21 protein-coding genes and 1 pseudogene are annotated in these 26,145 nt (G+C 70.0%); 21 read left to right on the forward strand and 1 reads right to left on the reverse strand.

What is annotated here, in order from left to right:
* The first annotated feature begins 144 nt into the window (after positions 1–144).
* The 20 genes and pseudogenes from mqnC (at position 145) to OHB44_RS02875 (ending at position 23,922) form a co-directional block, all read left to right on the forward strand.
* Complete coding sequence (gene mqnC / locus OHB44_RS02780; protein WP_238684808.1) at positions 145–1,335, forward strand: cyclic dehypoxanthinyl futalosine synthase; 1,191 nt, start codon at positions 145–147, stop codon at positions 1,333–1,335.
* 374 nt (positions 1,336–1,709) lie between these two features.
* A pseudogene (locus OHB44_RS33415) lies at positions 1,710–2,765 on the forward strand (cell wall anchor protein); the annotation flags it as partial.
* A gap of 876 nt (positions 2,766–3,641) precedes the next feature.
* Entirely contained in the window at positions 3,642–4,352 is a 711-nt protein-coding gene (locus OHB44_RS02790) for a demethylmenaquinone methyltransferase (RefSeq protein WP_196920656.1), read from the forward strand.
* An 87-nt stretch (positions 4,353–4,439) separates the two neighbouring features.
* The gene (locus OHB44_RS02795) at positions 4,440–4,664 is read left to right on the forward strand and encodes a hypothetical protein (protein ID WP_091395588.1); all 225 of its coding nucleotides are present in this window, start codon (positions 4,440–4,442) and stop codon (positions 4,662–4,664) included.
* Positions 4,665–4,803: 139 nt separating this feature from the next.
* Positions 4,804–6,081, forward strand: a complete 1,278-nt coding sequence (locus OHB44_RS02800; protein ID WP_238684806.1) for a geranylgeranyl reductase family protein — start codon at positions 4,804–4,806, stop codon at positions 6,079–6,081.
* Positions 6,082–6,216: 135 nt separating this feature from the next.
* Positions 6,217–6,582, forward strand: a complete 366-nt coding sequence (locus tag OHB44_RS02805; protein ID WP_007454588.1) for an NADH-quinone oxidoreductase subunit A — start codon at positions 6,217–6,219, stop codon at positions 6,580–6,582.
* Positions 6,583–6,596: 14 nt separating this feature from the next.
* A complete protein-coding gene (locus OHB44_RS02810) occupies positions 6,597–7,274 on the forward strand; it encodes a NuoB/complex I 20 kDa subunit family protein (protein ID WP_124821345.1) in 678 nt (225 codons plus the stop codon).
* Positions 7,271–8,008: an NADH-quinone oxidoreductase subunit C gene (locus tag OHB44_RS02815; protein ID WP_112620361.1), complete on the forward strand. Its 738-nt coding sequence runs from the start codon at positions 7,271–7,273 to the stop codon at positions 8,006–8,008. The genes OHB44_RS02810 and OHB44_RS02815 overlap by 4 nt, the downstream gene beginning before the upstream one ends.
* Entirely contained in the window at positions 8,005–9,330 is a 1,326-nt protein-coding gene (locus OHB44_RS02820; RefSeq protein WP_210785487.1) for an NADH-quinone oxidoreductase subunit D, read from the forward strand. Before OHB44_RS02815 ends, OHB44_RS02820 begins: the two co-directional genes overlap by 4 nt.
* Before the next feature lie 52 nt (positions 9,331–9,382).
* Entirely contained in the window at positions 9,383–10,582 is a 1,200-nt protein-coding gene (gene nuoE / locus OHB44_RS02825; protein WP_330439546.1) for an NADH-quinone oxidoreductase subunit NuoE, read from the forward strand.
* Positions 10,579–11,895 carry an NADH-quinone oxidoreductase subunit NuoF gene (gene nuoF, locus OHB44_RS02830; protein WP_112585688.1) on the forward strand — a complete coding sequence of 439 codons (1,317 nt, stop codon included), beginning with the start codon at positions 10,579–10,581 and terminating at the stop codon, positions 11,893–11,895. Before nuoE ends, nuoF begins: the two co-directional genes overlap by 4 nt.
* Positions 11,895–14,402 carry an NADH-quinone oxidoreductase subunit G gene (locus tag OHB44_RS02835; RefSeq protein WP_330439547.1) on the forward strand — a complete coding sequence of 836 codons (2,508 nt, stop codon included), beginning with the start codon at positions 11,895–11,897 and terminating at the stop codon, positions 14,400–14,402. Before nuoF ends, OHB44_RS02835 begins: the two co-directional genes overlap by 1 nt.
* A gap of 61 nt (positions 14,403–14,463) precedes the next feature.
* On the forward strand, positions 14,464–15,816 hold the full coding sequence (nuoH, locus tag OHB44_RS02840; protein WP_238684803.1) for an NADH-quinone oxidoreductase subunit NuoH: 1,353 nt from the start codon (positions 14,464–14,466) through the stop codon (positions 15,814–15,816).
* Between the two features lies 1 nt (position 15,817).
* Positions 15,818–16,459 (forward strand): NADH-quinone oxidoreductase subunit NuoI, encoded by a 642-nt coding sequence (gene nuoI, locus OHB44_RS02845; protein WP_238684802.1) that lies wholly within the window; start codon positions 15,818–15,820, stop codon positions 16,457–16,459.
* Positions 16,456–17,226: an NADH-quinone oxidoreductase subunit J gene (locus tag OHB44_RS02850; RefSeq protein ID WP_238684801.1), complete on the forward strand. Its 771-nt coding sequence runs from the start codon at positions 16,456–16,458 to the stop codon at positions 17,224–17,226. The genes nuoI and OHB44_RS02850 overlap by 4 nt, the downstream gene beginning before the upstream one ends.
* Before the next feature lie 58 nt (positions 17,227–17,284).
* On the forward strand, positions 17,285–17,602 hold the full coding sequence (gene nuoK / locus OHB44_RS02855) for an NADH-quinone oxidoreductase subunit NuoK (protein ID WP_238684800.1): 318 nt from the start codon (positions 17,285–17,287) through the stop codon (positions 17,600–17,602).
* A 12-nt stretch (positions 17,603–17,614) separates the two neighbouring features.
* A complete protein-coding gene (gene nuoL, locus OHB44_RS02860; protein ID WP_238684799.1) occupies positions 17,615–19,540 on the forward strand; it encodes an NADH-quinone oxidoreductase subunit L in 1,926 nt (641 codons plus the stop codon).
* 64 nt (positions 19,541–19,604) lie between these two features.
* Entirely contained in the window at positions 19,605–21,140 is a 1,536-nt protein-coding gene (locus OHB44_RS02865; protein ID WP_145794932.1) for an NADH-quinone oxidoreductase subunit M, read from the forward strand.
* A gap of 52 nt (positions 21,141–21,192) precedes the next feature.
* Complete coding sequence (gene nuoN / locus OHB44_RS02870) at positions 21,193–22,746, forward strand: NADH-quinone oxidoreductase subunit NuoN (protein WP_238684798.1); 1,554 nt, start codon at positions 21,193–21,195, stop codon at positions 22,744–22,746.
* A 90-nt stretch (positions 22,747–22,836) separates the two neighbouring features.
* Positions 22,837–23,922, forward strand: a complete 1,086-nt coding sequence (locus tag OHB44_RS02875; protein ID WP_238684797.1) for a polyprenyl synthetase family protein — start codon at positions 22,837–22,839, stop codon at positions 23,920–23,922.
* Here OHB44_RS02875 and OHB44_RS02880 read toward each other — a convergent pair.
* Complete coding sequence (locus OHB44_RS02880; RefSeq protein ID WP_330439548.1) at positions 23,898–25,127, reverse strand: MFS transporter; 1,230 nt, start codon at positions 25,125–25,127, stop codon at positions 23,898–23,900. The genes OHB44_RS02875 and OHB44_RS02880 overlap by 25 nt on opposite strands.
* 154 nt (positions 25,128–25,281) lie before the next feature.
* On the opposite strand from OHB44_RS02880, the gene OHB44_RS02885 reads away from it, so the two are divergent.
* Positions 25,282–26,064 (forward strand): IclR family transcriptional regulator, encoded by a 783-nt coding sequence (locus OHB44_RS02885; RefSeq protein WP_091395539.1) that lies wholly within the window; start codon positions 25,282–25,284, stop codon positions 26,062–26,064.
* Positions 26,065–26,145 lie beyond the last annotated feature (81 nt).

Raw genomic sequence — 26,145 nt, forward strand, 5'->3', positions numbered from 1 at the left:
CGACAGTAAATGCAAGATCGCGGAGTGGTGTGGGGGTGGCCCCGTTTCGGTGCTGCCTCCAGCGCGATCCAGCCCTGTGCGGAGCGAGTCACAGCCTTAAGCACCCCTCAGGGCCAAGGCGGGTGACCGGCGTAGGCTCGGGGTGTGACGGTGAGCCGGGAGATCGACGACATCCTGCAGCGCGGCGCGGACGGTGGGCGGATCACGCCCGAGGAGGCGCTGCTGCTCTACACCGAGGCGCCCTTCCACGCGTTGGGCGAGGCGGCGGACGCGGTGCGTCGGCGACGCTACCCGGACAACGTCGTCACGTACCTGATCGACCGCAACATCAACTACACGAACGTCTGCGTGACGGCGTGCAAGTTCTGCGCGTTCTACCGGGCGCCCAAGCACAAGGAAGGGTGGACCCACCCGACCGAGGAGATCCTTCGCCGCTGCGGCGAGGCGGTCGAACTGGGCGCCACCCAGGTGATGCTCCAGGGCGGGCACCACCCGGACTACGGCGTGGAGTACTACGAGGAGCTGTTCTCCTCGGTCAAGCAGGCGTACCCGCAGCTGGTTATCCACTCGATCGGCCCCAGCGAGATCCTGCACATGGCCAAGGTCTCCGGGGTGAGCCTGGACGAGGCCATCGCCCGGATCAAGACCGCCGGCCTGGACTCGATCGCCGGTGCCGGCGCGGAGATGCTGCCCGAGCGGCCCCGCAAGGCCATCGCCCCCCTCAAGGAGTCGGGCGAGCGCTGGCTGGAGGTCATGGAGCTGGCCCACCGGCAGGGCATCGAGTCGACCGCCACCATGATGATGGGCACCGGCGAGACGCACGCCGAGCGGATCGAGCACCTGCGCATGATCCGCGACGTGCAGGACCGCACCCGCGGTTTCCGGTCGTTCATCCCGTGGACGTACCAGCCGGAGAACAACCACCTCAAGGGCCGCACCCAGGCGACCACGCTGGAATACCTGCGCCTGGTCGCGGTGGCCCGGCTCTTCTTCGAGACCGTGCCACACCTGCAGGCGTCCTGGTTGACCACCGGCAAGGACGTCGGGCAGCTCTCGCTGCACATGGGCGTGGACGACCTCGGCTCGATCATGCTGGAGGAGAACGTCATCTCCTCCGCCGGTGCCCGGCACCGCTCCAACCTGCACGAGCTGATCGGCATGATCCGCTCCGCGGACCGGATCCCGGCGCAGCGCGACACCCTCTACCACCGGCTCGCCGTGCACCACACGCCGGCCGACGACCCGACCGACGAGCGGGTGGTCTCGCACTTCTCCTCGATCGCGCTGCCCGGCGGCGGGGCGGGGAAGTCCCTGCCCCTGGTGGACGTCAGCTGACTGTCGGCACCCGGCCGTTCGGCTGATCGACGCTCATGCTCCCGCCGGATCACCCCGGCGGTACGGGTGGTCCCCGCCGCCGCAGCGTCAGCCTCTCCGGTGCGGGGCTGGTGGAGATGATCGTCGGCGGCTAGCGTCCCGGCTCATATCCGTCACCACCGTCGACGGACGGGGCTGTCCTCCATCGGCCCGCTGCGGGTCGTTCATATAACGCACGGCAGTACGGGCGGGATGGGTGACCATCCCGCCCGTACTGTCTGCGCAGCTCGGACCGGACGGTTGAAAACGGCTCCGCCTGCTGGCGTGGAAGATCGGCCTCCGATAACGTCCGCTCGTTCCGCAACCATTCTTTCTTCCCTACCCCCGGGGGACTGATGACAGCGTTCCACCGCTCGACGCTGGTGCGCGCCAGTGTCGTGGCGCTGCTCGCGGCCGGCGGCATCGCCGCAGTGGCCGCTCCGGTGCTGGCGGCCGAGGAGGCCGATCTGGCCCTGGTGCCGCTCAGCTACAACCTGGCCAAGGGTGTGACGGAAGCCAAGAGCAAGCCGTTCAAGTTCTCCGTCGACAACACCCGGAGCAAGGAAGACGCCAAGGGCGTCAGTTATACGGTGGACACCAGCAAGCTGAAGACGAACAAGGTCCGGGTCGTGGTGCCCGACGGCTGCCGGGTGAACGGCAAGAAGTTCACCTGCCGCCTCGGCGACCTGGCCGCCGGCACCAGCGAGGACTTCGGTATCCCGATCTTCTCCACCGGTGGTAGGGGCGCCGCCGGCACTCTGGTGGTCACCATCCGCTCGGCCACCGAGGACCCCAACGAGGACGACAACAAGGTCCAGCACGACATCACCGTCACCGAGCCCGGGTACGACCTGACCAGTTGGGTGCAGGACGTCAACGCGAACGTCGTGGTGAACGGCGTCAACGGCGACGACCCCGACCTTCGGCCGGTGCGGCCGGGCGAGACGGTGCCGGTCGACTGGGCGGTCTACAACGACGGCAGCCGCAAGGCCACCGGCCTCGCCTACGTGCTGACCCTCCCGGCGGGCGTCACCTTCGACACCCTGCCGGACACGTGCACCACGCAGACCTTCGGCGTCGTTCAGGCGCTCTGCCAGGACGACGGCGCGGTGATCCGGCCCGGCGACTACTACACCGCGGACATCAGGGTGACCGTCGGCAAGAACGTCACCGAGCCGGTGCTGCGGGTCGGTGAGCTGGTGGCGCACGGCCTGGACGCGGCAGCCGGCAAGCCCGAGGAGCAACCGCGGCGGGCCAACACCGCCCAGCGGAAGGCCTTCACCGAGATCGACGAGGGCGACAACCAGGCGGTCTTCGACGTCTTCGTCGACCAGGCCGTCGACCCGACGCCCACACCCACCCCGACTGTCACTCCGACGGAGACGCCGACCCCGACGCCGACGCCGACGCCGACGCCGACGCCGACGCCGACGCCGACGCCGACGCCGACGCCGACGCCGACGCCGACGCCGACGGTGACCCCGACGGTCACCCCGACCCCGACGCCGACGGTCACTCCGACGGAGACGCCGACGCCGACGGTCACTCCGACGGAGACGCCGACGCCGACGGTCACTCCGACGGAGACGCCGACGCCGACGGTCACTCCCACGGAGACGCCGACGCCGACGGTCACTCCGACGGAGACGCCGACCCCGACGCCGACGGTCACCCCGACCCCGACGGAGACGCCGACGCCGACTGTCACTCCGACGAAGACGCCCACGGTCACGCCGACCCCGACCTCGACTCCGACGGAGACGCCGACGGTCACGCCGACCGCGACGGTGAACCCGACGGTGAACCCGACCGCGACGGCCACGCCGACGCCGATCCCCAGCGGTACGACGACGCCGGGCACTACCGTCTCGCCGGGTGCCGGTGGTGGCTCCGCCGGTGGTGGCTCGGGCGGCGGCGGCCTGCCGGTGACCGGTGTGCAGGTCGGCCTGATCGGTGGCATCGGCGTGATCATCCTGCTGGTGGGTGGGGCGCTGCTGGTGCTCACCCGTCGCCGCAAGGTGGTCCTGGTCTCGCCGACCGACGAGAAGTCGACCGACTGACACCGGTGCCCTGACCGGCGGCGCTCAGGCGAGGCGCGACCGCGACGGATGCGACCGCGACGGATGCGATGGCGACGGATGCGATGGCGACAGGCGTTCTGACCGAGGTGTCACGGACGCGGGCAGGACGCGAGGGCGGGGTGGGCGACCATCCCGCCCTTTCGCGTACGGGATGCGTGCCGCCCACCCAGCGCACGTCGGTTGGCGGGCGGCTGGCAGAGTGAGGGGGTGAGCCGTACCCCGCAGGGCCAGCGCGCCAGTCTGGACAAGCAGCCGCACGAGGTCGCCGCGATGTTCGACGGCGTGGCAGAGCGTTACGACCTGACCAACACGGTGATCTCGCTGGGTCAGGATCGCTCCTGGCGTCGGGCCACCAGGGCCGCGCTCGGGCTGCGGCCGGGCGAGCGGGTGCTGGACGTGGGGGCGGGCACCGGCGTCTCGACGCGCGAGCTGGCCCAGTCCGGGGCGTACGCGGTCGGGGTCGACCTGTCACTCGGCATGCTGCACACCGGCAAGCGGGCCCGGCCCGAGGTGCCGCTGCTGGCCGGAGACGCGCTGCGGCTGCCGTTCGCCGACGCCAGCTTCGACGCGGTGACCATCTCCTTCGCGCTGCGCAACGTCAACGACACCGACGCGGCGCTGCGTGAGCTGGCCCGGGTGACCCGGCCGGGCGGCCGGCTGGTGGTCTGCGAGTTCAGCACCCCGGTCAACCCGGTCTTCCGGACGGTGTACCTGTCGTACCTGATGCGGTCGCTGCCGGCGGTGGCCCGCACGGTGTCGAGCAACCCTGAGGCGTACGTCTATCTCGCCGAGTCGGTCCGGGCCTGGCCGGCGCAGTCCGCGCTGGCCGGCCGGGTGGCCGCTGCCGGGTGGGGGCGCGTGGCGTGGCGCAACCTGACCGGTGGCGTGGTGGCCCTGCACCGGGGGATCCGCGAGTAGCGGACGGACCGCACCGACCGGTATGGACATTATTCAGGTTCCGTAAATATCGGTCTTTAGTCCACTTTGCCCGGTACGCTCGATCGCATGACCGGAGCAGACCCGGCGGACCCGGTGGCCGCCACCGACGACGACGCGGCCGAACTCATCTCCCAGTTGCGTGAGTTGGCCGGGGCCGATCCGGTGGAGGTCCGGCAGGTGGTCGCCGAGGTGTTGGCGGCACTGGACCGGGCGGCGGGTGGGGCGCTCCGCGAGCATCTGCCGGAGACAATTCGGGTCGATGCGGGCCTGGACGCCTCCAGCCCGGCCTGACACCTGACCGCTGTGGACGGTCATGGGCTGTCACATCGGCGAGTTAGGTACCCCTGATCCTGCGCTGGTATGACGCCGGTCATACACTCGTCCCGTCTGGCTTGTGAAGCATTTCACGAGCGTGCGGGAGGAGGCGCGAATGACCGCGGTGGAACATGACGCCGACGTCATTGTCGTGGGCGCCGGTCCCGGTGGATCAGCTACTGCGTACCACCTGGCCCGGCACGGCGTACGGGTGCTGTTGTTGGAGAAGACCGAGTTCCCCCGGGAGAAGGTCTGCGGCGACGGGTTGACCCCGCGCGCCGTCCGTCAGCTCATCCGGATGGGTGTGGACACCTCGCCCGAGGCGGGCTGGCTGCACAATCGCGGCCTGCGGGTCATCGGCGGCGGGGTGCGCCTCGAACTGGACTGGCCGGAGCTGGCCAGCTTCCCCAACTACGGTCTGGTGCGCACGCGCCTGGACTTCGACGACCTGCTCGCCCAGCGGGCGGTGGCCGCCGGCGCGAAACTGCGGACCAGCGTCAACGTGCTGGGCCCGGTGCTCGACGGCGATGGCCGCGTCACCGGCGTCGAGGCGGAGGTCGGGCCGGGCAAGGAGCCCACCACCTTCCACGCCCCGCTGGTCGTCGCGGCGGACGGCGTCTCCGGCCGGTTCCCGCTCGCGCTCGGGCTGGCCAAGCGGGAGGACCGGCCGATCGGCGTGGCCGTCCGCCGCTACTACCGCTCGCCGGCCAAGCACGAGGACAACTACCTGGAGTCCTGGCTGGAGCTGCGCAGCAAGGACAGCGGCGACAACCTGCTACCCGGGTACGGCTGGATCTTCGGCCTCGGTGACGGGCGGGTCAACGTCGGGCTCGGCGTGCTCAACTCGTCCTCGGCGTTCGGCAAGACCAACTACCGCCGGCTGCTCACCGACTGGCTCGCCAACACCCCGGAAGACTGGGGGATGACCGACGAGACCAACGCCGACGGCCCGATCCTCGGCGCCGCGCTGCCGATGGGCTTCAACCGGGTGCCCCACTACACCCGGGGCGTGCTGCTGGTCGGCGACTCGGGCGGCATGGTCAACCCGTTCAACGGCGAGGGCATCGCGTACGCGATGGAGTCCGGCGAACTGGCCGCCGAGGCCATGGTCCAGGCCCTCGCCCGTCCTGCCGGCCCGGAACGCGAGCGTGCACTGCTGGCGTACCCGAACGAGCTGAAGGCCCGGCTCGGCGGCTACTACCGGCTGGGCGGGATCTTCGTGAAACTGATCGGCCGCCCCGAGATCATGCGGATCGCCACCAAACACGGCATGCCGCACCCGACGCTGATGCGTTTCGTGCTCAAGCTGTTGGCCAACCTGACCGACCCGCGCGGCGGGGACGCGATGGATCGGGTCATCAACGCGATGACGAAGGCCGCCCCAGCCGTATAAGTAGGACGGCATCGGCGCTGGTCACGGCGCCGATGCCGACAAAGATCGACCCCCGCCGACTGCCACTGCGAGGGACGTGAATAGTGTGATTTTCGTCAAGCACCGAGGGCAGGGAAGGACGAGCAGGAGAAAACGATGTCGCTCTCGCCTTACGCACCGATCATCGGGCTGTTCGCCCTCGCCGCGGCGTTCTCGCTGTTTTCCGTTGGCGCCGCCCGCTTCGCCGGTCCCCGTCGCTACAACAAGGCCAAACTCGAGGCTTACGAGTGCGGCATCGAGCCCAGCCCGCAGCCGGTCGGCGGCGGGCGGTTCCCGATCAAGTTCTACCTGACGGCGATGCTCTTCATCGTCTTCGACATCGAGATCATCTTCCTCTACCCCTGGGCGGTCTCGTTCGACGCTCTGCCGATCTTCGGCTTCGTGGAGATGGTCCTGTTCATCGTCGCGGTCTTCGTTGCGTACGCCTACGTGTGGCGGCGCGGCGGCCTGGACTGGGACTGAGGAAGGAACGTCAGATGGGCATCGAGGAGAAGCTTCCCGCCGGCGTCCTGCTCACCTCGGTGGAGAAGCTGGTCAACTGGTCTCGGAAGTCGTCCGTGTGGGGCGCCACCTTCGGCCTGGCCTGCTGCGCCATCGAGATGATGGCCGCCGGTGGTCCGCACTACGACATGGGCCGCTGGGGCATGGAGGTCTTCCGGGCGTCGCCCCGGCAGGCCGACCTGATGATCGTGGCCGGCCGGGTGAGTCAGAAGATGGCCCCGGTGCTGCGCCAGATCTACGACCAGATGGCCGAGCCGCGCTGGGTGCTCTCCATGGGCGTCTGCGCCAGCAGCGGCGGCATGTTCAACAACTACGCCATCGTGCAGGGCGTCGACCACGTGGTGCCTGTCGACATGTACCTGCCCGGCTGCCCGCCCCGGCCGGAGATGCTCATCGACGCGATCCTCAAGCTCCGCGAGAAGATCATGTATGAGCCGCTGGGCCCGAACGGCCGCAAGATGCTGGCGGCCCGCCAGGAGCGCGGTGACGTTCCGATCGTGCCCTACGGCTCGATGCCCTCCTCGTACCGCAGCGACAAGGCCCGGCGCGCCGAGTGGACCCGGGCGGTCCGCGAGGGCCGCGAGGAGCAACTGCGCATCGAGAACTGGATGAACGCTCAGAACCACCTCCACCCGCAGGCAGGCCCGAAATGACGTCACCCACGGACAAGCCAAACGACGGCGGCGTACCGCTGCCTGTGGTGCCGGCCGGCGCCACCAGTGGCGCCCCCGCCGAGTTCCCGCCGGCCAGTCCGGCCGGTCGCGGGATGTTCGGCAACCAGGGCACCGGCGACGTGTCCGGCTACGGCGGCCTGGTCCGCCAGCGCCAGCCCATCGAGGAGGCGTCCCGGCCGTACGGGGGCTACTTCGACGAGGTCCGCGACGCGCTGGAGGAGGCGTACCCGGCCTTCAACGACGCGATCGAGAAGGTAGTGGTCGACAGGGGTGAGCTGACCCTGCACGTACGCCCGGAGCGGATCGCCGAGGTGTGCCAGGTGATGCGGGACGACCTGGCGCTCCGGTTCGAGCTGTGCTCCTCGGTGTCCGGTGCGGACTACCTGGGCGCCGACGAACGCCGGCTGCACGTGGTCTACCTGCTCACCTCGATGACGTACCGGCGGCGGGTCCGGCTGGAAGCCGCTGTCTCCGTCGAGGCCCCGCACCTGCCCAGCGTCACCGCCATCTACCCGACGGCGGACTGGCAGGAGCGCGAGGCGTACGACATGTTCGGCATCGTCTTCGACGGCCACCCCAACCTGACCCGGATCCTCATGCCGGACGACTGGGAGGGCCACCCGCAGCGCAAGGACTACCCGCTCGGCGGTGTGCCCGTCGAGTACAAGGGCGCGGAGATCCAGCCGCCGAACGAGCGGAGGTCGTACCAGTGACGACGTCGAACTACGCGAGCGAGCGCGAGACCGACGAGGGTCGGGTCTTCACCGTCACCGGTGGGGACTGGGACACGATCGTCTCGGGCACCGACCCGATCAACGACGAGCGGATCGTTGTCAACATGGGTCCGCAGCACCCGTCCACGCACGGGGTGCTGCGGCTGATCCTGGAGCTGGAGGGCGAGACGGTCCGCGAGGCCCGCTCGGTCATCGGCTACCTGCACACCGGCATCGAGAAGAACCTCGAATACCGCAACTGGGTCCAGGGTTCGACGTTCGTGACCCGGATGGACTACCTCGCCCCGATCTTCAACGAGACGGCGTACGCCCTCGCGGTCGAGAAGCTGCTCGGCATCACCGACGACATCACCGAGCGGGCCACCACCATCCGCGTGCTGATGATGGAGCTCAACCGGATCTCGTCGCACCTGGTCTGGCTGGCCACCACCGGCATGGAGCTGGGCGCGATCTCGATCATGCTGTACGGCTTCCGTGAGCGGGAGTACATCCTCGACATCTTCGAGACCATCACCGGCCTGCGGATGAACCACGCGTACGTGCGGCCGGGCGGTGTGGCTCAGGACGTGCCGGACGACGCGATCGTCAAGATCCGCGAGTTCCTCAAGATGATGCCGAAGAAGCTCAAGGAGTACGAGGACCTTCTCTCCGGCCAGCCGATCTGGACCGAGCGGACGAAGAACGTCGCGGTGCTGGACGTCACCGGCTGCGTGGCGCTCGGCATCACCGGCCCGGTGCTGCGCTCCGCCGGCCTCGCCTGGGACCTGCGCAAGACCATGCCGTACTGCGGCTACGAGACGTACGAGTTCGACGTGCCGACCCACCCCGACGGTGACGTGTGGGGTCGCTACCAGGTCCGGCTCGCCGAGATCCGGGAGTCGATGAAGCTGGTCGAGCAGGCGCTGGACCGGCTCCGTCCGGGCCCGGTGATGGTCGCCGACCGCAAGATCGCCTGGCCGGCGCAGCTCGCCATCGGCGTGGACGGCATGGGCAACTCGCTGGAGCACGTCGCGAAGATCATGGGTCAGTCGATGGAGTCGCTGATCCACCACTTCAAGCTGGTGACCGAGGGCTTCCGGGTTCCGCCCGGCCAGGTGTACGTCGCCATCGAGGCGCCCCGGGGCGAGCTGGGCGTCCACGCGGTCTCCGACGGTGGCACCCGGCCCTACCGGGTGCACTACCGGGAGCCGAGCTTCGTCAACCTGCAGGCCCTCCCGGCGATGGCCGAGGGCGGTCTGATCGCCGACGTGATCGCCGGCGGCGCCTCGTTGGACCCGGTGATGGGTGGGTGTGACAGGTGAGTGCGAGGAGTGAGCTTGCGAGCCCCGCAGTCGCGAACGGAAGGCGGCTCTGATGACGACGACTTTCACTGACGAGACCCGGGAGCGGGCGCGCGACATCATCGCCCGTTACCCGGCGGACCGGTCCCGCTCGGCGTTGCTGCCGCTGCTGCACCTGGTGCAGGCCGAAGAGGGGTACGTCTCCCCGGCCGGGGTCGCGTTCTGCGCCGAGGTGCTGGGCCTGAACAAGGCCCAGGTCGGCGCGGTGGCCACCTTCTACACGATGTACAAGCGCAAGCCGACCGGTGACTTCCTGGTCAGCGTCTGCACCAACACGATGTGCAACGTGCTCGGTGGCCAGGAGGTCTACGACACCCTCGCCGAGCACCTCGGCGTCGGGCACGACGAGACCACAGCGGACGGCACGATCACGCTGGAGCACGCCGAGTGCCTGGCGGCGTGCGACTACGGCCCGGTGATGACCGTCAACTACGACTTCTTCGACGGTGTGGACGCCTCCACCGCTGTCGGTGTGGTGGACGAGCTGCGGGCCGGCGGCCGGCCGATGCCGACCCGGGGTGCCCGGCTCTGCACGCTCAAGGAGATGGCGGTGCAGCTCGCCGGTTTCGCCGACGAGCGTGACGGTGCGGTCGCCGACGGCGGGCCGGGCGAGCCCACCCTGCGCGGGCTGCGGCTGGCCCAGCAGCACAACGTCTCGGTGCCGGGCTTCGACCCGAACACCCCGATCCGCAGCAAGGCCGAGGCCGACAAGGCTGCCGCCGAGGCGAAGGCGAAGGCGGAGGCCGCCAAGCCGGCGCCCGTCGAGGCCAGCGCGGCGCCGGTCAAGGGTGGCGACGGGGCGTCCGCCCCGACGGGGGCAGCCGGGGTTGCCGAGCCGGCGAAGCCGGCAGAGGCCACCGGGCCGGCGAAGCCGGCAGACGCCAGTGGCAGCACCACGCGGGACGTCAAGGCACCGGACGACAAGTCGCCGCAGGTGCGTACCGCCGAGACCCGGCAGCCGGACGCGGGCACCGCGGTGCCGGACGCCCCCGGCACCAAGGTCCCGACGGACGGCACCGGCACCGCGCCCGAGGCTGGCGACGCACGGGCGGCCGAGGCCGCCGGTGTGGCGGCCAACGCACCGGCCGGCGACGGCAAGCCCGCCGGCGACGAGGCCGGGGCGCAGGAGCGCAACCTCACCGAAGCGAAGGCTGGCACGGACGCCGATGGCACCGGACCGGCGGACGCGAACGAAACGGGGGCCCAGAAGTGACCACTCCCCGCCCGGAGACGCTGGCCAAGCTGACGCCGGTGCTGACCAAGCGCTGGCTGTCGCCGGACGCCTGGCGCATCGGCACGTACGAGCAGTTGGACGGCTACGCCGCGCTGCGCAAGGCGCTCAAGGCGCACCCGGACGACCTGATCCAGCTGATCAAGGATTCCGGGCTGCGGGGCCGAGGCGGCGCCGGCTTCCCCACCGGCCTCAAGTGGGGCTTCATCCCACAGGGCGACGGTAAGCCGCACTACCTCGTGGTCAACGCCGACGAGGGCGAGCCGGGCACCTGCAAGGACCTGCCGCTGATGACCCACGACCCGCACGCGCTGGTCGAGGGCGTCATCATCGCGTCGTACGCGATCCGGGCCGCCCGCGCCTACATCTACATCCGGGGCGAGGCGGTGCACGCCGCGCGCCGGCTGCGCAACGCGGTCCAGGAGGCGTACGACAAGGGCTACCTGGGCCGGAACATCCTGCGCAGCGGCTACGACCTGGAGCTGGTGGTGCACTCCGGCGCCGGGGCGTACATCTGCGGCGAGGAGACGGCGCTGCTGGACTCGCTGGAGGGGTTCCGGGGTCAGCCCCGGCTGCGCCCGCCGTTCCCGGCCACCCACGGCCTGTACGCGAGCCCGACTGTGGTGAACAACGTCGGCACCATCGCCAGCGTGCCGCCGATCGTGCTCGGTGGGGCCGACTGGTGGAAGAGCATGGGCACCGAGAAGTCCTCCGGGCCGATGATCTACTCGCTCTCCGGCCGGGTCGCCAACCCGGGCCAGTACGAGTGCTCGATGGGTGTCACGCTGCGTGAGCTGCTGGAGTTGGCCGGTGGCATGCAGCCCGGTCACAACCTGCGGTTCTGGACCCCGGGCGGCTCGTCCACCCCGCTGCTCGCCGCCGAGCACCTGGACGTGCCACTGGACTTCGAGGGGGTGGCGGCGGCCGGCTCGATCCTCGGCACCACTGCCACCCAGATCTTCTCCGACCAGGACTGCCCGGTCTACGCGACGTACCGGTGGCTGGAGTTCTACCACCACGAGTCGTGCGGCAAGTGCACCCCGTGCCGTGAGGGCAACTACTGGATGGTCCGGGTCTACCGGCGGATCCTCGCCGGTCAGGGCACCCACGAAGACCTGGACACCCTGCTGGACACCTGCGACAACATCCTCGGCCGGTCGTTCTGCGGTCTGGGTGACGGCGCGACCAGCTCGGTGACCTCCTCGCTGCAGTACTTCAAGCAGGACTACCTCGACTACATCGAGGGTCGGACCGCACCCAAGCTGTCGGAGAAGACCCTGGTAGGGGCGCACTGATGACCGACGTAGCCAAGCAGACCGAGACCGTCACCCTCACCATCGACGGCGTCGAGGTCACCGCCCCCAAGGGGACGCTGCTGATCCGGGTCGCCGAGCAGATGGGCACCGAGATCCCCCGGTTCTGCGACCACCCGCTGCTGGCCCCGGCCGGCGCGTGCCGGCAGTGCCTGGTCGAGGTGGAGGGGCAGCGCAAGCCGGTCGCCTCCTGCACCCAGACCGTCGCCGACGGCATGGTCGTGCGTACCCAGATCACCTCCCCGGTCGCCAAGAAGGCGCAGGAGGGGGTGATGGAGCTGCTGCTGCTCAACCACCCGCTGGACTGCCCGATGTGTGACAAGGGCGGCGAATGCCCGCTCCAGAACCAGGCGATGTCCACCGGCCGTACCGACTCGCGCTTCCACGAGCACAAGCGGGAGTACGAGAAGCCGATGGCGATCAGCAGCCAGGTGCTGCTGGACCGCGAGCGGTGCGTGCTCTGCCAGCGGTGCACCCGGTTCTCCGAGGAGATCGCCGGCGACAAGTTCATCGACCTGATGGGCCGGTCGTCCGCCGAGGAGATCAACATCTACCGGGACGACGCGTACGGCGAAGAGGGCGACGCCGGCGACGTTCCGTTCAACTCCTACTTCTCCGGCAACACCGTGCAGATCTGCCCGGTGGGTGCGCTGACCGGTGCCCAGTACCGCTTCCGCGCCCGCCCGTTCGACCTGGTCTCCAGCCCGAGCGTCTGCGAGCACTGCTCGGCCGGCTGCGGGCAGCGCACGGACTGGCGGCGTGGCAAGGTGCTGCGACGGCTGGCCGGCGACGAGCCCGCTGTGAACGAGGAGTGGAACTGCGACAAGGGCCGCTGGGGCTTCCAGTACACCCGGGCCGCCGACCGGCTGACCACTCCGCTGGTCCGCGACGAGCACACCGGTGAGCTGCGCGAGGCGTCCTGGAGTGAGGCGCTCACCGTCGCCGCCGAGGGGCTGCACATCGCCCGGGAGAGCGGGCAGGGCACCGCGGTGCTCACCGGTGGTCGGCTGACCGTCGAGGACGCGTACGCCTACGCCAAGTTCGCCCGGGTCGCGTTGAACACCAACGACATCGACTTCCGGGCCCGCCCGGTCTCCCGCGAGGAGGCCGACTTCCTGGCCAGCTCGGTCGCCGGGGTCACCGACGTCACCTACACCGACGTGGAGAACGCGCCGGCGGTGGTGCTGGTGGGCCTGGAGCCCGAGGAGGAGTGCCCGATCCTCTTCCTGCGGCTGCGCAAGGCGTACCTGAAGAAGACCCTGACGGTGTACGCGCTGGCACCCTTCGCCACGCGCGGCCTGGAGAAGCTCGGTGCCAAGCTGGCCCGGGTGGTGCCGGGCGAGGAGGCCAGCGTGCTCGCCGAGCACGCCACCGTCAGCGAGGCGCTGAGCGCACCGGGCGCGATCCTGATCGTCGGCGAGCGGCTGGCCACCGTGCCGGGTGGGCTCTCCGCCGCGGCCGACGTGGCCCGGCGTACCGGCGCGAAGCTGGCCTGGGTGCCGCGGCGCGCTGGTGACCGCGGCGCTGTCGACGCAGGCTGCCTGCCCAACCTGCTCCCCGGTGGACGCCTGGTGACCGAGCCGGCCGCCCGGGCCGAGCTGGGTGAGGCGTGGGACATCCCGGCCGGGGTGATCCCGAGCCAGGCCGGGCGGGACACCGACGGCATCCTGACCGCGGCCGCCAACGGGCAGCTCGGCGCGCTTGTCGTCGGCGGTGTCGACCCGGCCGACCTGGCCGACCCGCGACTGGCCGAGTCCGCCCTGGACGCGGTGCCGTTCCTGGTCAGCCTCGAGCTGCGCGCCAGCGCGGTGACCCGGCGGGCGAACGTGGTGCTGCCGATCGCGCCGGTGGCCGAGAAGGCCGGAAGCTTCCTGGACTGGGAAGGCCGGCTGCGCCCGTTCGAGGCGGTGCTGACCACCGCCGCGATGACCGACGGCCGGGTGCTCGACGCGCTGGCCGCGTTGCTCGACGTACGCCTCGGCACTGCCGACGTGCTGAGCGTGCGTCGTGAGCTGGCCACGCTGCCGGCGACGCGGATGTCTCGCCCGGCCGCGCCGTCGGTCGCGCCGGGGCGGGTCCCGCAGCCGAACGCCGGGGAGGCCGTGCTGGCCACCTGGCACCAGCTGGTGGACCTCGGCACCCTGACCGAGGGCGACGAGAACCTCGCCGGGACCGCCCGTCCGCCGGTGGTCCGGTTGGGTAAGGGCACCGCCGAGGCGCTCGGTGTGGTCGACGGTGACGCGGTCACTGTCGGCACCGACCGTGGGGCACTGACCCTGCCGGCGGAACTCACCGAGATGCCGGACGGCGTGGTCTGGCTGCCGACCAACTCACCCGGCTCGACAGTGCGGCGCAGCCTCGGGGCGACGTCCGGCGCGGTCGTCCGGATCTCCGTCCCCGCACCGAGTACGGCCATCCCGGCCGGACGCGTGGCGGCCGACGAGACCGGTCTCCCGGGTCCGCTCCTCAACTCCGGGGGTAACCAGTGAGCGCGAGGAGTGAACGAGCGCAGCGAGTGAGCCCCGCAGTCGCGAACGAAAGGTGGGCACAGTGAGTCCGTCCTTCCTCGCCCAGGATCCGACGCTGGCCGACTTCGGCCGGGATCCGTGGTGGCTGGTTCTCGGCAAGATTGTCTTCGCGTTCGCCTTCGGTCTGCTGGCCACCCTGCTCGGTGTCTGGTTCGAACGGCGCGTGGTCGGTTACATGCAGGTGCGGCCCGGCCCCAACCAGGTCGGCCCGTTCGGCCTGCTGCAGACCCTCGCCGACGGCCTGAAGATGGCCTTCAAGGAGGACATCCTCCCGAAGGCGGCCGACAAGGTCGTCTACTTCTTCGCCCCGACCATCTCGGTGATCTGCGCGGTCACCGCCCTGTCGGTGGTGCCGTTCGGCCCGATGGTGAGCATCTTCGGTCACCACACGCCGCTGCAGGTCACCGATGTGCCGGTGGCGGTGCTGCTGCTGCTCGCCTGCTCCTCGATGGGCGTCTACGGCATCGTGCTGGGTGGCTGGGCCTCCGGCTCGACGTACCCGCTGCTGGGTGGTCTCCGGTCGAGCGCCCAGATGATCTCCTACGAGGTCGCCATGGGGCTCAGCATCGTGGCGGTCTTCATGACCGCCGGCACGATGAGCACCAGCGGCATCGTCGCCGCTCAGGGCGACGGCACCCAGCTGACCGTCTTCGGCCAGACCATCCCGGCGCCGGGCTGGTACGCGATCCTGCTGCTGCCGAGCTTCATCATCTTCTTCATCGCCACAGTGGGTGAGACCAACCGGGCGCCGTTCGACCTGCCCGAGGCCGAGTCCGAGCTGGTCGCCGGCTTCATGACGGAATACAGCTCGCTGAAGTTCGCGCTCTTCATGCTCAGCGAGTACGTCGCGATGGTGACCATGTCGGCCGTCACCACCACCCTGTTCCTGGGTGGTTGGCGGGCACCCTGGCCGATCACCATCTGGGAGGGCGCCAACTCCGGTTGGTGGCCGATGCTCTGGTTCTTCGGCAAGGTGATCGCCCTGGTCTTCGTCTTCGTGTGGTTGCGTGGCACGCTGCCCCGGCTGCGGTACGACCAGTTCATGCGGCTCGGCTGGAAGGTGCTGCTGCCGATCAACCTGGCCTGGATCCTGGTCCTGTCGGGCCTGCGCTCCATCGAGGACTGGGACACCCGCGGCAAGGTGATCGCCGTCGGCATCCCGGCCGGCATCCTGCTGCTGGTCACGATCTTCTGGCCCAGCCGGCGCCCGAAGCCGACGCCGACGACGCAGGAACAGGTCGACAACCGGCCGCACGGGAGTTTCCCGCTGCCACCGATGGATCTTCAGGTACCACCGAGCCCGCGCATCACGCGCGTGGTCGCCGAGCGGGAGCCGGCCAACATCGTTGCCGGCTCGGACTCCAGGGAGGTGTGACGTGGGCGCGATCACCGGAACGTTCAAGGGATTCGGTGTCACCTTCTCGCACATGTTCAGGAAGGTCGTCACTACCGACTACCCGTTCAAGCCGCCGGTGTCGGCGCCGCGCTACCACGGGCGGCACATCCTCAACCGGCACCCGGACGGCCTGGAGAAGTGCATCGGCTGCGAGCTGTGCGCCTGGGCCTGCCCGGCGGACGCGATCTACGTCGAGGGTGGCGACAACACCGACGAGGAGCGCTTCTCGCCGGGTGAGCGGTACGCCAGCATCTACCAGATCAACTACGCCCGCTGCATCTTCTGCGGGCTGTGCATCGAGGCCTGCCCGACCCGGTCGCTCACCATGAGCAACGAGTACGAGTTGGCCCGGGACAACCGGCAGGACCTGATCTTCACCAAGGAGCAGTTGCTCGCGCCGTTGCTGGAGGGCATGGAGCAGCCTCCGCACCCGATGCGGCTGGGTGACAGCGAGAAGGACTACTACGTCGGCGCGCTGGACAACCCGGGCACTTCCGCCGGTGCGGAGACGTCCCCGATGGGCCCCGGCCGCTACAAGGTCGAGGAGCACCCCGGCGTGACGTTCCCGGGCGCCGAGCAGGCCGCCCAGCGCGTGGCGGCCGGCAAGGGAGAGGAAGCATGACCACGTCTACGGTGCTCGCCGCGGCGGGTTCTGTCCCCACCGGCGAGGCGGTCACCTTCTGGATCCTCGCCCCGCTCGCGCTGATCGGCGGGATCGGGATGGTGGCCGCGCGCAACGCCGTGCACTCGGCGCTGTGGCTGGTGCTGACAATGCTCTGCCTGGGCGTGTTCTACGTGCTCCAGGCCGGTCCGTTCATCGGCATGGTGCAGATCATCGTCTACACCGGCGCCATCATGATGCTGTTCCTCTTCGTGCTGATGCTTGTCGGTCGGGACTCCACCGACTCGCTGATCGAGACGCTGCGCGGCCAGCGCGTCGCGGCGATCGTGCTCGGCCTGGGCTTCGCCGGCCTGGTCGGCACCGGCCTCTACCAGGCGCTGGACCGGACCAACACGGTCGGTCTGGACCAGGTCAACGCCGAGGGGAACGTGCAAGGCATCGCCCGGCTGCTGTTCACCAAGTACGTCTTCGCGTTCGAGCTGACCTCGGCGCTGCTGATCACCGCGGCGGTCGGTGCCATGGTGCTGGCCCACGTCGAGCGGCGTAAGCAGGACAAGGTCGACCAGGTGTCGACAATGAAGGCACGCTTCGCCCCGGGCAACTACCCCGGCCCGAAGCCGGGCCCCGGCGTCTTCGCGACCTCCTCCTCGGTGGCCACCCCGGCCCGGCTGCCCGACGGCCGCCTGACCGACCGCAGCACCCCGGCGATCCTTCCGCAGCGCGAGCTGACCGCCGAGGAGACGGCCCTGAAGGGTACGGACCGGTGAGCGCGAGGAGTGCAGCGAAGCGGAGCCTCGCAGTCGCGAACGGAAGGCAAACCAAGTAATGGGATCGTTCTTCTCGGTCGAGCCGACCTACTACCTCGTGCTCGCCGCGGTGCTGTTCACCATCGGTGCCGCCGGGGTGCTGATCCGGCGCAACGCGATCGTGCTGTTCATGTGCGTGGAGCTGATGCTCAACGCGGCCAACCTGACGCTGGTCACCTTCAGCCGGATCAACGGTGACCTCAACGGCCAGATCATGGCGTTCTTCGTGATGGTGGTGGCGGCGGCCGAGGTCGTGGTCGGGCTCGCGATCATCATGTCCATCTTCCGGACGCGACGCTCGGCGAGCGTCGACGACGCCAACCTGCTCAAGTACTAGAGGGGTCCACCGGTGGAAGAGACTGTGGAATACGCCCAGGCCACGGGGCTGCTTGGGGGCGTCTGGCTGCTGGTGGCGATCCCGCTGCTCAGCGCGGCCATCCTGCTGCTGCTCGGCCGCCGGGCCGACCGCTGGGGGCACTGGTTGGGCGTGGCCGCCATCGGCGCCGCGTTCGTGCTCGGCCTGAGCTTCTTCTTCCAGCTGCGTGGCCTGGAGAACAAGTCGGTCGAGCTGAGCCTCTGGGACTTCATCGCTGTCGGTGACCTGCGTGTCGACTTCGGCCTGCTCTTCGACCCGCTGGCCGCGGTCTTCGTGCTGCTGATCACCGGGGTGGGTTTCCTGATCCACCTGTACGCGGTGGAGTACATGTCGCACGACGCGGGCCGTCGTCGGTTCTTCGCGTACTTCAACCTGTTCGTCGCGGCGATGCTCCTGCTGGTGCTCGGCAACAACTACGTGATGCTGTACTTCGGCTGGGAGGGCGTCGGTCTGGCGTCGTACCTGCTGATCTCCTTCTGGACCGAGCGGCCGAGCGCGGCCACCGCCGGCAAGAAGGCGTTCCTGATGAACCGGGTCGGCGACGCCGGCCTGGCCATCGGCATCTTCATCATGTTCGCCACCCTGGGCACCACCCAGTACGACGAGGTGTTCAACGGTGTCGGCGCGCTGACCGGCACCACGGTGCTGGTCCTCGGCCTGTTGCTGCTGCTCGGGGCGGCCGGCAAGTCCGGTCAGTTCCCGCTCCAGGCGTGGTTGCCGGACGCGATGGAGGGCCCGACCCCGGTGTCGGCGCTCATCCACGCCGCCACCATGGTCACCGCGGGCGTCTACCTGATCGCCCGGTCCAACCCGATCTTCTCGGCCAACTCGACGCTGCAACTCGTGGTGGTCAGCGTCGGCGCGCTCACCCTGCTGATCGGCTGCATCATCGGTGCGGCGAAGGACGACATCAAGCGGGTGCTGGCCTGGTCGACGGTGAGCCAGATCGGCTACATGTTCCTCGGTGTCGGCCTCGGCGGCGCGGCGTACGCGCTGGCCATCGTGCACCTGCTGGCGCACGGCTTCTTCAAGGCCAACATGTTCCTGGGCGCCGGCTCGGTCATGCACGGAATGAAGGACCAGGTCGACATCCGCCGCTTCGGTGGGCTGTCCAAGTACATGAAGATCACCTGGTTGACCTTCATGATGGGCTGGCTGGCCATCATCGGCATGTTCCCCTTCTCCGGCTTCTTCTCCAAGGAGCCGATCATCGTGGCCGCCTTCGAGCGGGAGGACTGGACCGCCTGGCTGTTCGGCGGTGCGGCACTGCTCGGCGCCGGGCTCACCGCGTTCTACATGACGCGGCTGTTCGTGCTCACGTTCCACGGGCCGCAGCGGTGGACCGAGGACATCGAGCACCCGCACGAGTCGCCGAAGCTGATGACCATCCCGCTGATCCTGCTGGCGGTCGGGTCGGTCGGCGCCGGGTTCCTGCTCGCCACGTCCGTTCCGGACTGGCTGACGGAGACCGCCGGGCTGGGCGGCGAGCACGCGGAGCACGCGGCGGTCCTCTCGCACACCGTGATCACCATCCTGTCGCTGCTGGTCACCGTGCTCGGTGCCGGGCTCGCCTGGTTCCTGTTCCGGGCCGGCACTGCCACCGTGCCGCAGCCGGCCGGGGTGCTGGTCACCGCCGCCCGGCGCAACCTCTACACCGACACGGTCAACGAGGCGGTCTTCGAGAAGCCGGGCATCTTCCTCACCCGGGCGCTGGTGTACCTCGACAACCGGGGCATCGACGGGCTCGTCAACGGGCTCGCCGCAGCGGTCGGCGGGGGCTCGGGTCGACTCCGTCGGATGCAGACCGGCTTTGTCCGCTCGTACGCCACCTCGATCCTGGCCGGTGCGCTGCTGGTGATGGCGGCGTTCCTGGCGGTGCAGGCGGGGTGGTTCGCGTGATCGACCTCAATACGCCCGCCCCCGCCGGCGGACCACGCATCCACGACGGAGGTAAGGCCGCATAATGTCCAACTTCCCGTTCCTCTCGGTGCTCACCGTGGCGCCGCTGGTGGGCGCCCTGGTGGTGGCCTTCCTGCCACGCCACCGCCCGGAGCTGGCGAAGCAGGTGGCGTTCGCCTGGTCGCTGCTCGTGCTGGTGCTCTCGGTGGTGATGTGGGTCAGCTTCAACGCCGGCGGTGACCGGTTCCAGTTCCGCGAGTCGTACTCCTGGATTCCGAACTGGGGGGTCAGCTTCACCTTCGCCGCCGACGGCATCGCGCTGGTGATGCTGATGCTGATCGCGGTTCTGGTGCCGCTGGTGATCCTGGCGTCCTGGCACGACGCCGAGTCGTCGAAGCGGTCGGTGCCCGTCTACTTCGCGCTGCTGCTGGTCCTCGAGTGCACGATGATCGGTGTCTTCGCGGCCGCCGACGTCTTCCTGTTCTACGTGTTCTTCGAGGTCATGCTGGTGCCGATGTACTTCCTCATCGGCAGCTACGGCGGCCACCAGCGGCAGTACGCGGCGGTGAAGTTCTTCCTCTACTCGCTCGTCGGCGGTCTGTTCATGCTGGCCGCGGTGATCGGCCTGTGGGTGGTCGGCGGAAAGACCTTCGACTGGCAGGCGCTCTCGCAGGTCGACATCAGCACCGGCACCGAGCGGTGGCTGTTCCTCGGCTTCTTCCTCGCGTTCGCCATCAAGGCGCCGTTCTTCCCGTTCCACACCTGGTTGCCCGACGCCGGTGGCGCCGCCCCGGCGGGCGCGGCGGCGCTGCTCGTCGGCGTGCTGGACAAGGTCGGCACCTTCGGCATCCTGCGCTACTGCCTGCCGCTGTTCCCCGAGGCGTCGAAGTGGTTCGCGCCGTGGGCGCTGGCCCTGGGCGTGATCGGCATCGTCTACGCCGCGCTGCTGGCGGTCGGCCAGAACGACCTCAAGCGGCTGGTGTCGTACACCTCGATCGCGCACTTCGGCTTCATCGGCGTGGGCATCTTCGCCTTCACCACCCAGGCCGGCACCGGCGCGGTGCTCTACATGCTCAACCACGGGCTGGCCACCGGCCTGCTCTTCCTGGTGGTGGGCATGCTGATCTCCCGCCGTGGTTCGGCGCTGATCAGTGACTTCGGTGGCGCTGGCAAGCTCGTCCCGGTGCTCGCCGGGGTGCTCTTCTTCGCCGGTCTCGCCTCGCTCGCGCTGCCCGGCACGGCGCCGTTCATCTCCGAGTTCCTGGTGCTGATCGGCACCTTCACAGTGAACAAGCCGGTAGCTGTCATCGCCACGCTCGGCATCATCCTGGCCGCCGCGTACGTGCTGTGGATGGTGCAGCGCACCACCCAGGGCACCCTCAACCCGGCGCTGACCGAGGTCGACGGGATGCGCCGGGACCTCAACCTGCGCGAGAAGGTGGTGGTCGCCCCGCTGATCGCGCTGATCGTGCTTCTCGGCTTCTTCCCCAAGCCGGTCACTGACGTGATCAACCCCGCCGTCCAGGCGACAATGGACGACATCGGCAGAACCGACCCGGCGCCGTCCGTGGGCGGCACCGTCCAGGAGGCAGGCCGGTGAGCGCGAGGAGTGAGCTTGCGAGCCCCGCAGTCGTGAACGAAAGGTCGGCCCAGTGACCGAGTTGAAGCTGCCGTCGATCGACTACGCGGCGATCTCTCCGATCCTGATCATGCTGGGCACGGCGTTGCTCGGCGTGCTGGTCGAGGCCCTGGTGCCTCGTCGCTGGCGGCACGTGGTGCAGTTGACGCTGGCGCTGCTCGCCGTGCTCGCGGCACTGACCATGGTGGTCCTCAGCGCCGATGAGCGGATCATCACCGCGGGCCAGGCGCTCGCGATCGACGGGCCGACGCTCTTCCTCCAGGGCGCGATCCTGGTGCTGGCAGCGATGGCGCTGCTGCTGATCGGTGACCGCTCGGTCGAGCGGGGCGGGGCGTTCGTCGCCCAGGCCGCGGTGACCGCGGAGTCGGCCGACGACCGGCGGCAGGCCGAGGGGCGCAACGGTCTCACCGAGGTCTACCCGCTGACCACGTTCGCGATCGGCGGCATGCTGATCTTCGTGGCGGCGAACGACCTGCTGACCATGTTCATCGCACTCGAGGTCTTCTCCCTGCCGCTCTACCTGCTCTGCGCGCTGGCCCGTCGCCGGCGTCTGCTGAGCCAGGAGGCGGCGATGAAGTACTTCCTGCTCGGCGCGTACGCCTCGGCGTTCTTCCTGTTCGGCGTGGCCCTGATCTACGGCTTCACCTCCGGCGTCCCGGGGCGGACGGCCGGCGTCGACTTCGCCACCATCCACGCGGCGGTGGGCGAGTCGCCGGCCAGCCCGGTGCTGCTCTTCGCCGGCATGGCGCTGCTCGCCATCGGTCTGCTCTTCAAGGCCGCGGCGGCCCCGTTCCACGTCTGGACCCCGGACGTCTACCAGGGCGCTCCGACCCCGGTCACCGGGTTCATGGCGGCCTGCACCAAGGTCGCCGCGTTCGGGGCCCTGCTGCGCGTCTTCCAGGTCGCGTTCGCCGACGCCAACTGGGACTTCACGCCGGTCCTCGGGGCGGTGGCGGTGCTGACCATGCTGGTGGGTGCGGTGCTCGCTGTCACCCAGACCGACATCAAGCGGCTGCTCGCGTACTCCTCGATCGCCAACGCCGGCTACCTGCTGGTCGGTGTGTTGGCGCCGAGCCGCGACGGGCTGGCCGGCACGATGTTCTACCTCGTCGCGTACGGCTTCTCGGTGCTCGCCGCGTTCGCCGTGGTGACGTTGGTACGGGACGACGACGGCGAGGCCACCCACCTGTCCCGCTGGGCCGGGCTGGGCCGTCGGTCGCCGTTCTTCGCCGCGCTGTTCACGTTCATCCTGCTGGCCTTCGCCGGCATTCCGCTGACCAGCGGCTTCACCAGCAAGTTCGCCATCTTCGGGCCGGCGTTGGAGGGTGGCCAGGCCTGGCTGGTGATCGCCGGTGTGCTGACCAGCATGATTCTCGCGTTCCCGTACCTGCGGGTCGTGGTGATGATGTGGCTCTCCGAGCCGGGCGAGTCCACCCCGACCGTCATGGTGCCTGGTGGGCTCACCTCCGCCGCGCTGATGATCGGTGTGCTGGCGACCCTGGTGTTGGGTGTCGCCCCGGCGCCGCTGCTCGATCTGGCTGCCGGAGCCGCCGAATTCGTTCGATGACCAAGGGATCGATCACCGGGGGTCGGCGCGTGTTCACGTGCCGGCCCCCGGTGCGTATCCCCGGGCCGGAGCAGGTCGAACGGGTGTGGCATGGTTGTTAGCGTGGTGAAACCGGCGGGCGAGCGTTCAGGTGCCTCCGGCTCCGGCGGTCGACGGGGTCGGGCGAGCACGAGTCAGTTCGGCGCGCTTGGCCTCAACCTCGCCGATCCTCGTGTCGAGGCGTCCGTGCTGGGTCTTCTGGACACGGTCGAGGTCGAGTTGCGGGCCAGCGTGGCCAGTGCCGACCCGTTCGTCACCGAGGCCGCCCGGCACCTCGTCGAGGCTGGCGGGAAGCGGTTCCGGCCGTTGCTGGTGGCGCTCGGCGCCCAGTTCGGTGACCCGACCGGTGCGCAGGTGGTCCCGGCCGCCGTGGTGATGGAGCTCACTCACCTCGCCACCCTCTACCACGACGACGTGATGGACGAGGCCGCCGTCCGTCGGGGTGCGCCGAGCGCGAACTCCCGGTGGACCAACTCGGTCGCCATCCTGGTCGGCGACTACCTCTTCGCCCGCGCGGCCGACATCGCCGCCGACCTGGGCCCCGAGGCGGTCCGGTTGCAGGCGCGCACCTTCGCCCGGCTGGTGCACGGCCAGATCGCGGAGACGGTCGGGCCGCGCGCCGACGACGACCCGGTGGCCCACTACCTGCACGTGATCGCCGAGAAGACCGGCTCGCTGATCGCCACGTCGGCCCGGTTCGGCGGGATGTTCGGTGGCGCCGCCCCGGAGCACGTGGAGGCCCTCGCCGGGTACGGCGAGACGATCGGCGTCGCCTTCCAGCTCTCCGACGACCTGCTGGACATCGCCTCCGAGTCGGTGCAGTCGGGCAAGACCCCCGGCACGGACCTTCGCGAGGGTGTCCCGACGCTGCCGGTGCTCTACGCCCGCGAGGCGGACGACTCCGACGCGTCGTCGGTGCGGCTGCGGGAGATCCTGGCGACCGGCCCGTTGACCGACGACGCGCTGCACGCCGAGGCGTTGGGCCTGCTCCGGGAGAGCCCGGCGCTCAAGCGGGCCCGGGAGACCGTGCGCAGCTACGCCGAGGAGGCCCGCGCGCAGCTCGCCCCGCTGCCGCCCGGCCCGTCCCGCAGCGCGCTCGAGTCGCTCTGCGACTACATCGCCGACCGCACCAGCTGATCCACGCCACGGCCCGCTCCGGCGGCGGCGCGGGTCAACAGTCGGCTGCCGACGAGCATGAGGGCGGCGGCGAGCAGCATCGCCACGGCAGCGATTGTCCACATCGCCGGGTAACCGAGGTGGGCGGCGAGGGGGCCCAGGCTCAGCGGGCCGAGACAGCCGCCCGCGTACACCCCGGTCTGCGTGATCGAGGTGGCGGCGGCCGGTGACTGCGGGTGGAGCCGGACCACGGCGAAGTTCATCAGGCCGGGCCAGGCCCAGCCCAGGCCGAAGCCGAGCACCACGCCGACCATCAACGGCACCGAGCCGGTCAACGCCAGCAGGCCCAGCCCGACCGCGCCGACGAGCAGCATCGCGGCGATGAGGGCGACGTGGCCGGTCTCGCGGCGGTCGGCCAACCAGCCGGCGCCCACCCGAGCCGCCACGCAGACCGCGCTACCCAGGGTCAGGGTGAGGCCGGCGAGGCCCGGCGACAGGCCCCTTGCCGCGGCGGAGTCCACCAGGAAGGTGCCCAACGAGTTGGCCGCGCCCGAGGCCAACGTCGCCGCCGCGCCGATGACCACCAGCGCCGCCGTAGCCCGCCCGGCGCGGGCGGCGCCGGCCCGCCGGGCCAGGCCGGGCAACTGCCGGGGTACGGCGGCCAGCGTCGTCAGCGCTGCCACGGCGGCGGCCACGAACGCCCAGCGCCAGCCGGCGGTGAGCGCGATGGTGGGCACCGCCACCCCGGCCAGCAGGGTGGAGACCGGGATGGCGGCCTGCTTGACACCGAACGACAACCCCTGCCGCCGGGCCGGCACGTGCTGGGCCAGCGCGGCGTTGCTGGCCAACTGGCCGAGCGCGTTCGCGGCGGCGCTGAGCGCCAGCAGGCCGACCAGCACCGGGTACGAACGGGCGAAGGCGGCCACGGCCAGCATCGACCCGGCGGCCAGCAGAATGCCGCAGCGAGCGACCAGTGCCGGCCCGTACCGCTCGACCAACCGCCCGGAGGGCACCGACGCCAGCGCGCTGACCCCGAAGTAGACGGAGACAGCCAGGCCCAGGCCGGCCGGCGAGAAGCCGAGGTCCGTGCCCATCTGCACGGCGAGACCGCCGAGCAGGAACACGGGGAGTACGCAGGCCACAGTGGTGACGACTGCGCCCGCGCTGGCCCGGACCGGACGGCGTTGGGCAACGGTCGGATCGGGGGTGTTGGAGGTGTCGGTCATCGTCCGGCAAACCTACGCGAACCCCGCTCACAGCACTCCTGGTGACCGGCGGGCCACAAGCTGTGGATGGTGATCTGGCATCCTCGACCCGAACAGGCATTTCGCACCGGGCCTGTTTTTCATATGGTGTAAGTCCCCGGCGGCGGAGGTGGTTGTGCGCGACCCCTTGGCAGAACCTTCGGACCTGATTCGCAGCGTGTCCCGAGCGCTACGGGTGCTGGAGTCGGTCGGTCGCGCCCCGAAGGGCCTGACCGTCAAGCAAATCGCCCGGCGCTGCGAGCTGACAGTGGCCACCACCTACCACCTGGTGCGCACCCTCGCCTACGAGGGCTACGTGATCCGTCGAGAGGACGGCACGTACATCGTGGGGTTGGAGGTGGCCGACCGGTACCGGGAGTTGGTGACGGCGTTCCGGGGCCCGCCAGCGGTCGGTGAGACGCTGCGGCGGGCCGCCCTGGACACCGGCTACAGCCACTACCTCGGTCGGTTCGTCGGCGGTCAGGTGGCCCTCACCGCTGTCGCCGAGGGGCACCGCTCGCCCTACCTGGAGGATCTCGTCCCCGGCTTCGACGAGGGGGCGCACGCGACAGCGCTCGGCAAGTCGTTGCTCGCCACCCTCACCACCGACCAGCGCTACCGCTACCTGCGCGAGTACGGCATGCGCCCCTTCACCACCGCCACGCTGACCACCACCGAGAGTTTCGAGGCCGACCTGGCGGCCGGCGACCGGCGCGGCATGCAACTGGAGATGGGGCAGTTCCGCCAGGGGGTGGCCTGCGCCGCGGTGCTCGTCGCGCCAGACAAGGACATGGAACGCCGCGTCGTGCTGGCCTGCGCGTTGCCGGCCAGCGAGATGATGACCTCCGCCCGGGTCGTACGCGCCAAGCTGCTCACAGTGGCCCGTGGCGTGGCCGACGGCATCGCCACCGACAACTGACCGCCGAGAGGCCCTCTCCCGGGCTGGGAGAGGGCCTCTCGGTGCGGTCCAGCGCCGGACCGCCGGAGCAACGTCAGCGGC

The organism is Micromonospora sp. NBC_00821 (assembly GCF_036347035.1).
Taxonomy (GTDB): domain Bacteria; phylum Actinomycetota; class Actinomycetes; order Mycobacteriales; family Micromonosporaceae; genus Micromonospora; species Micromonospora hortensis.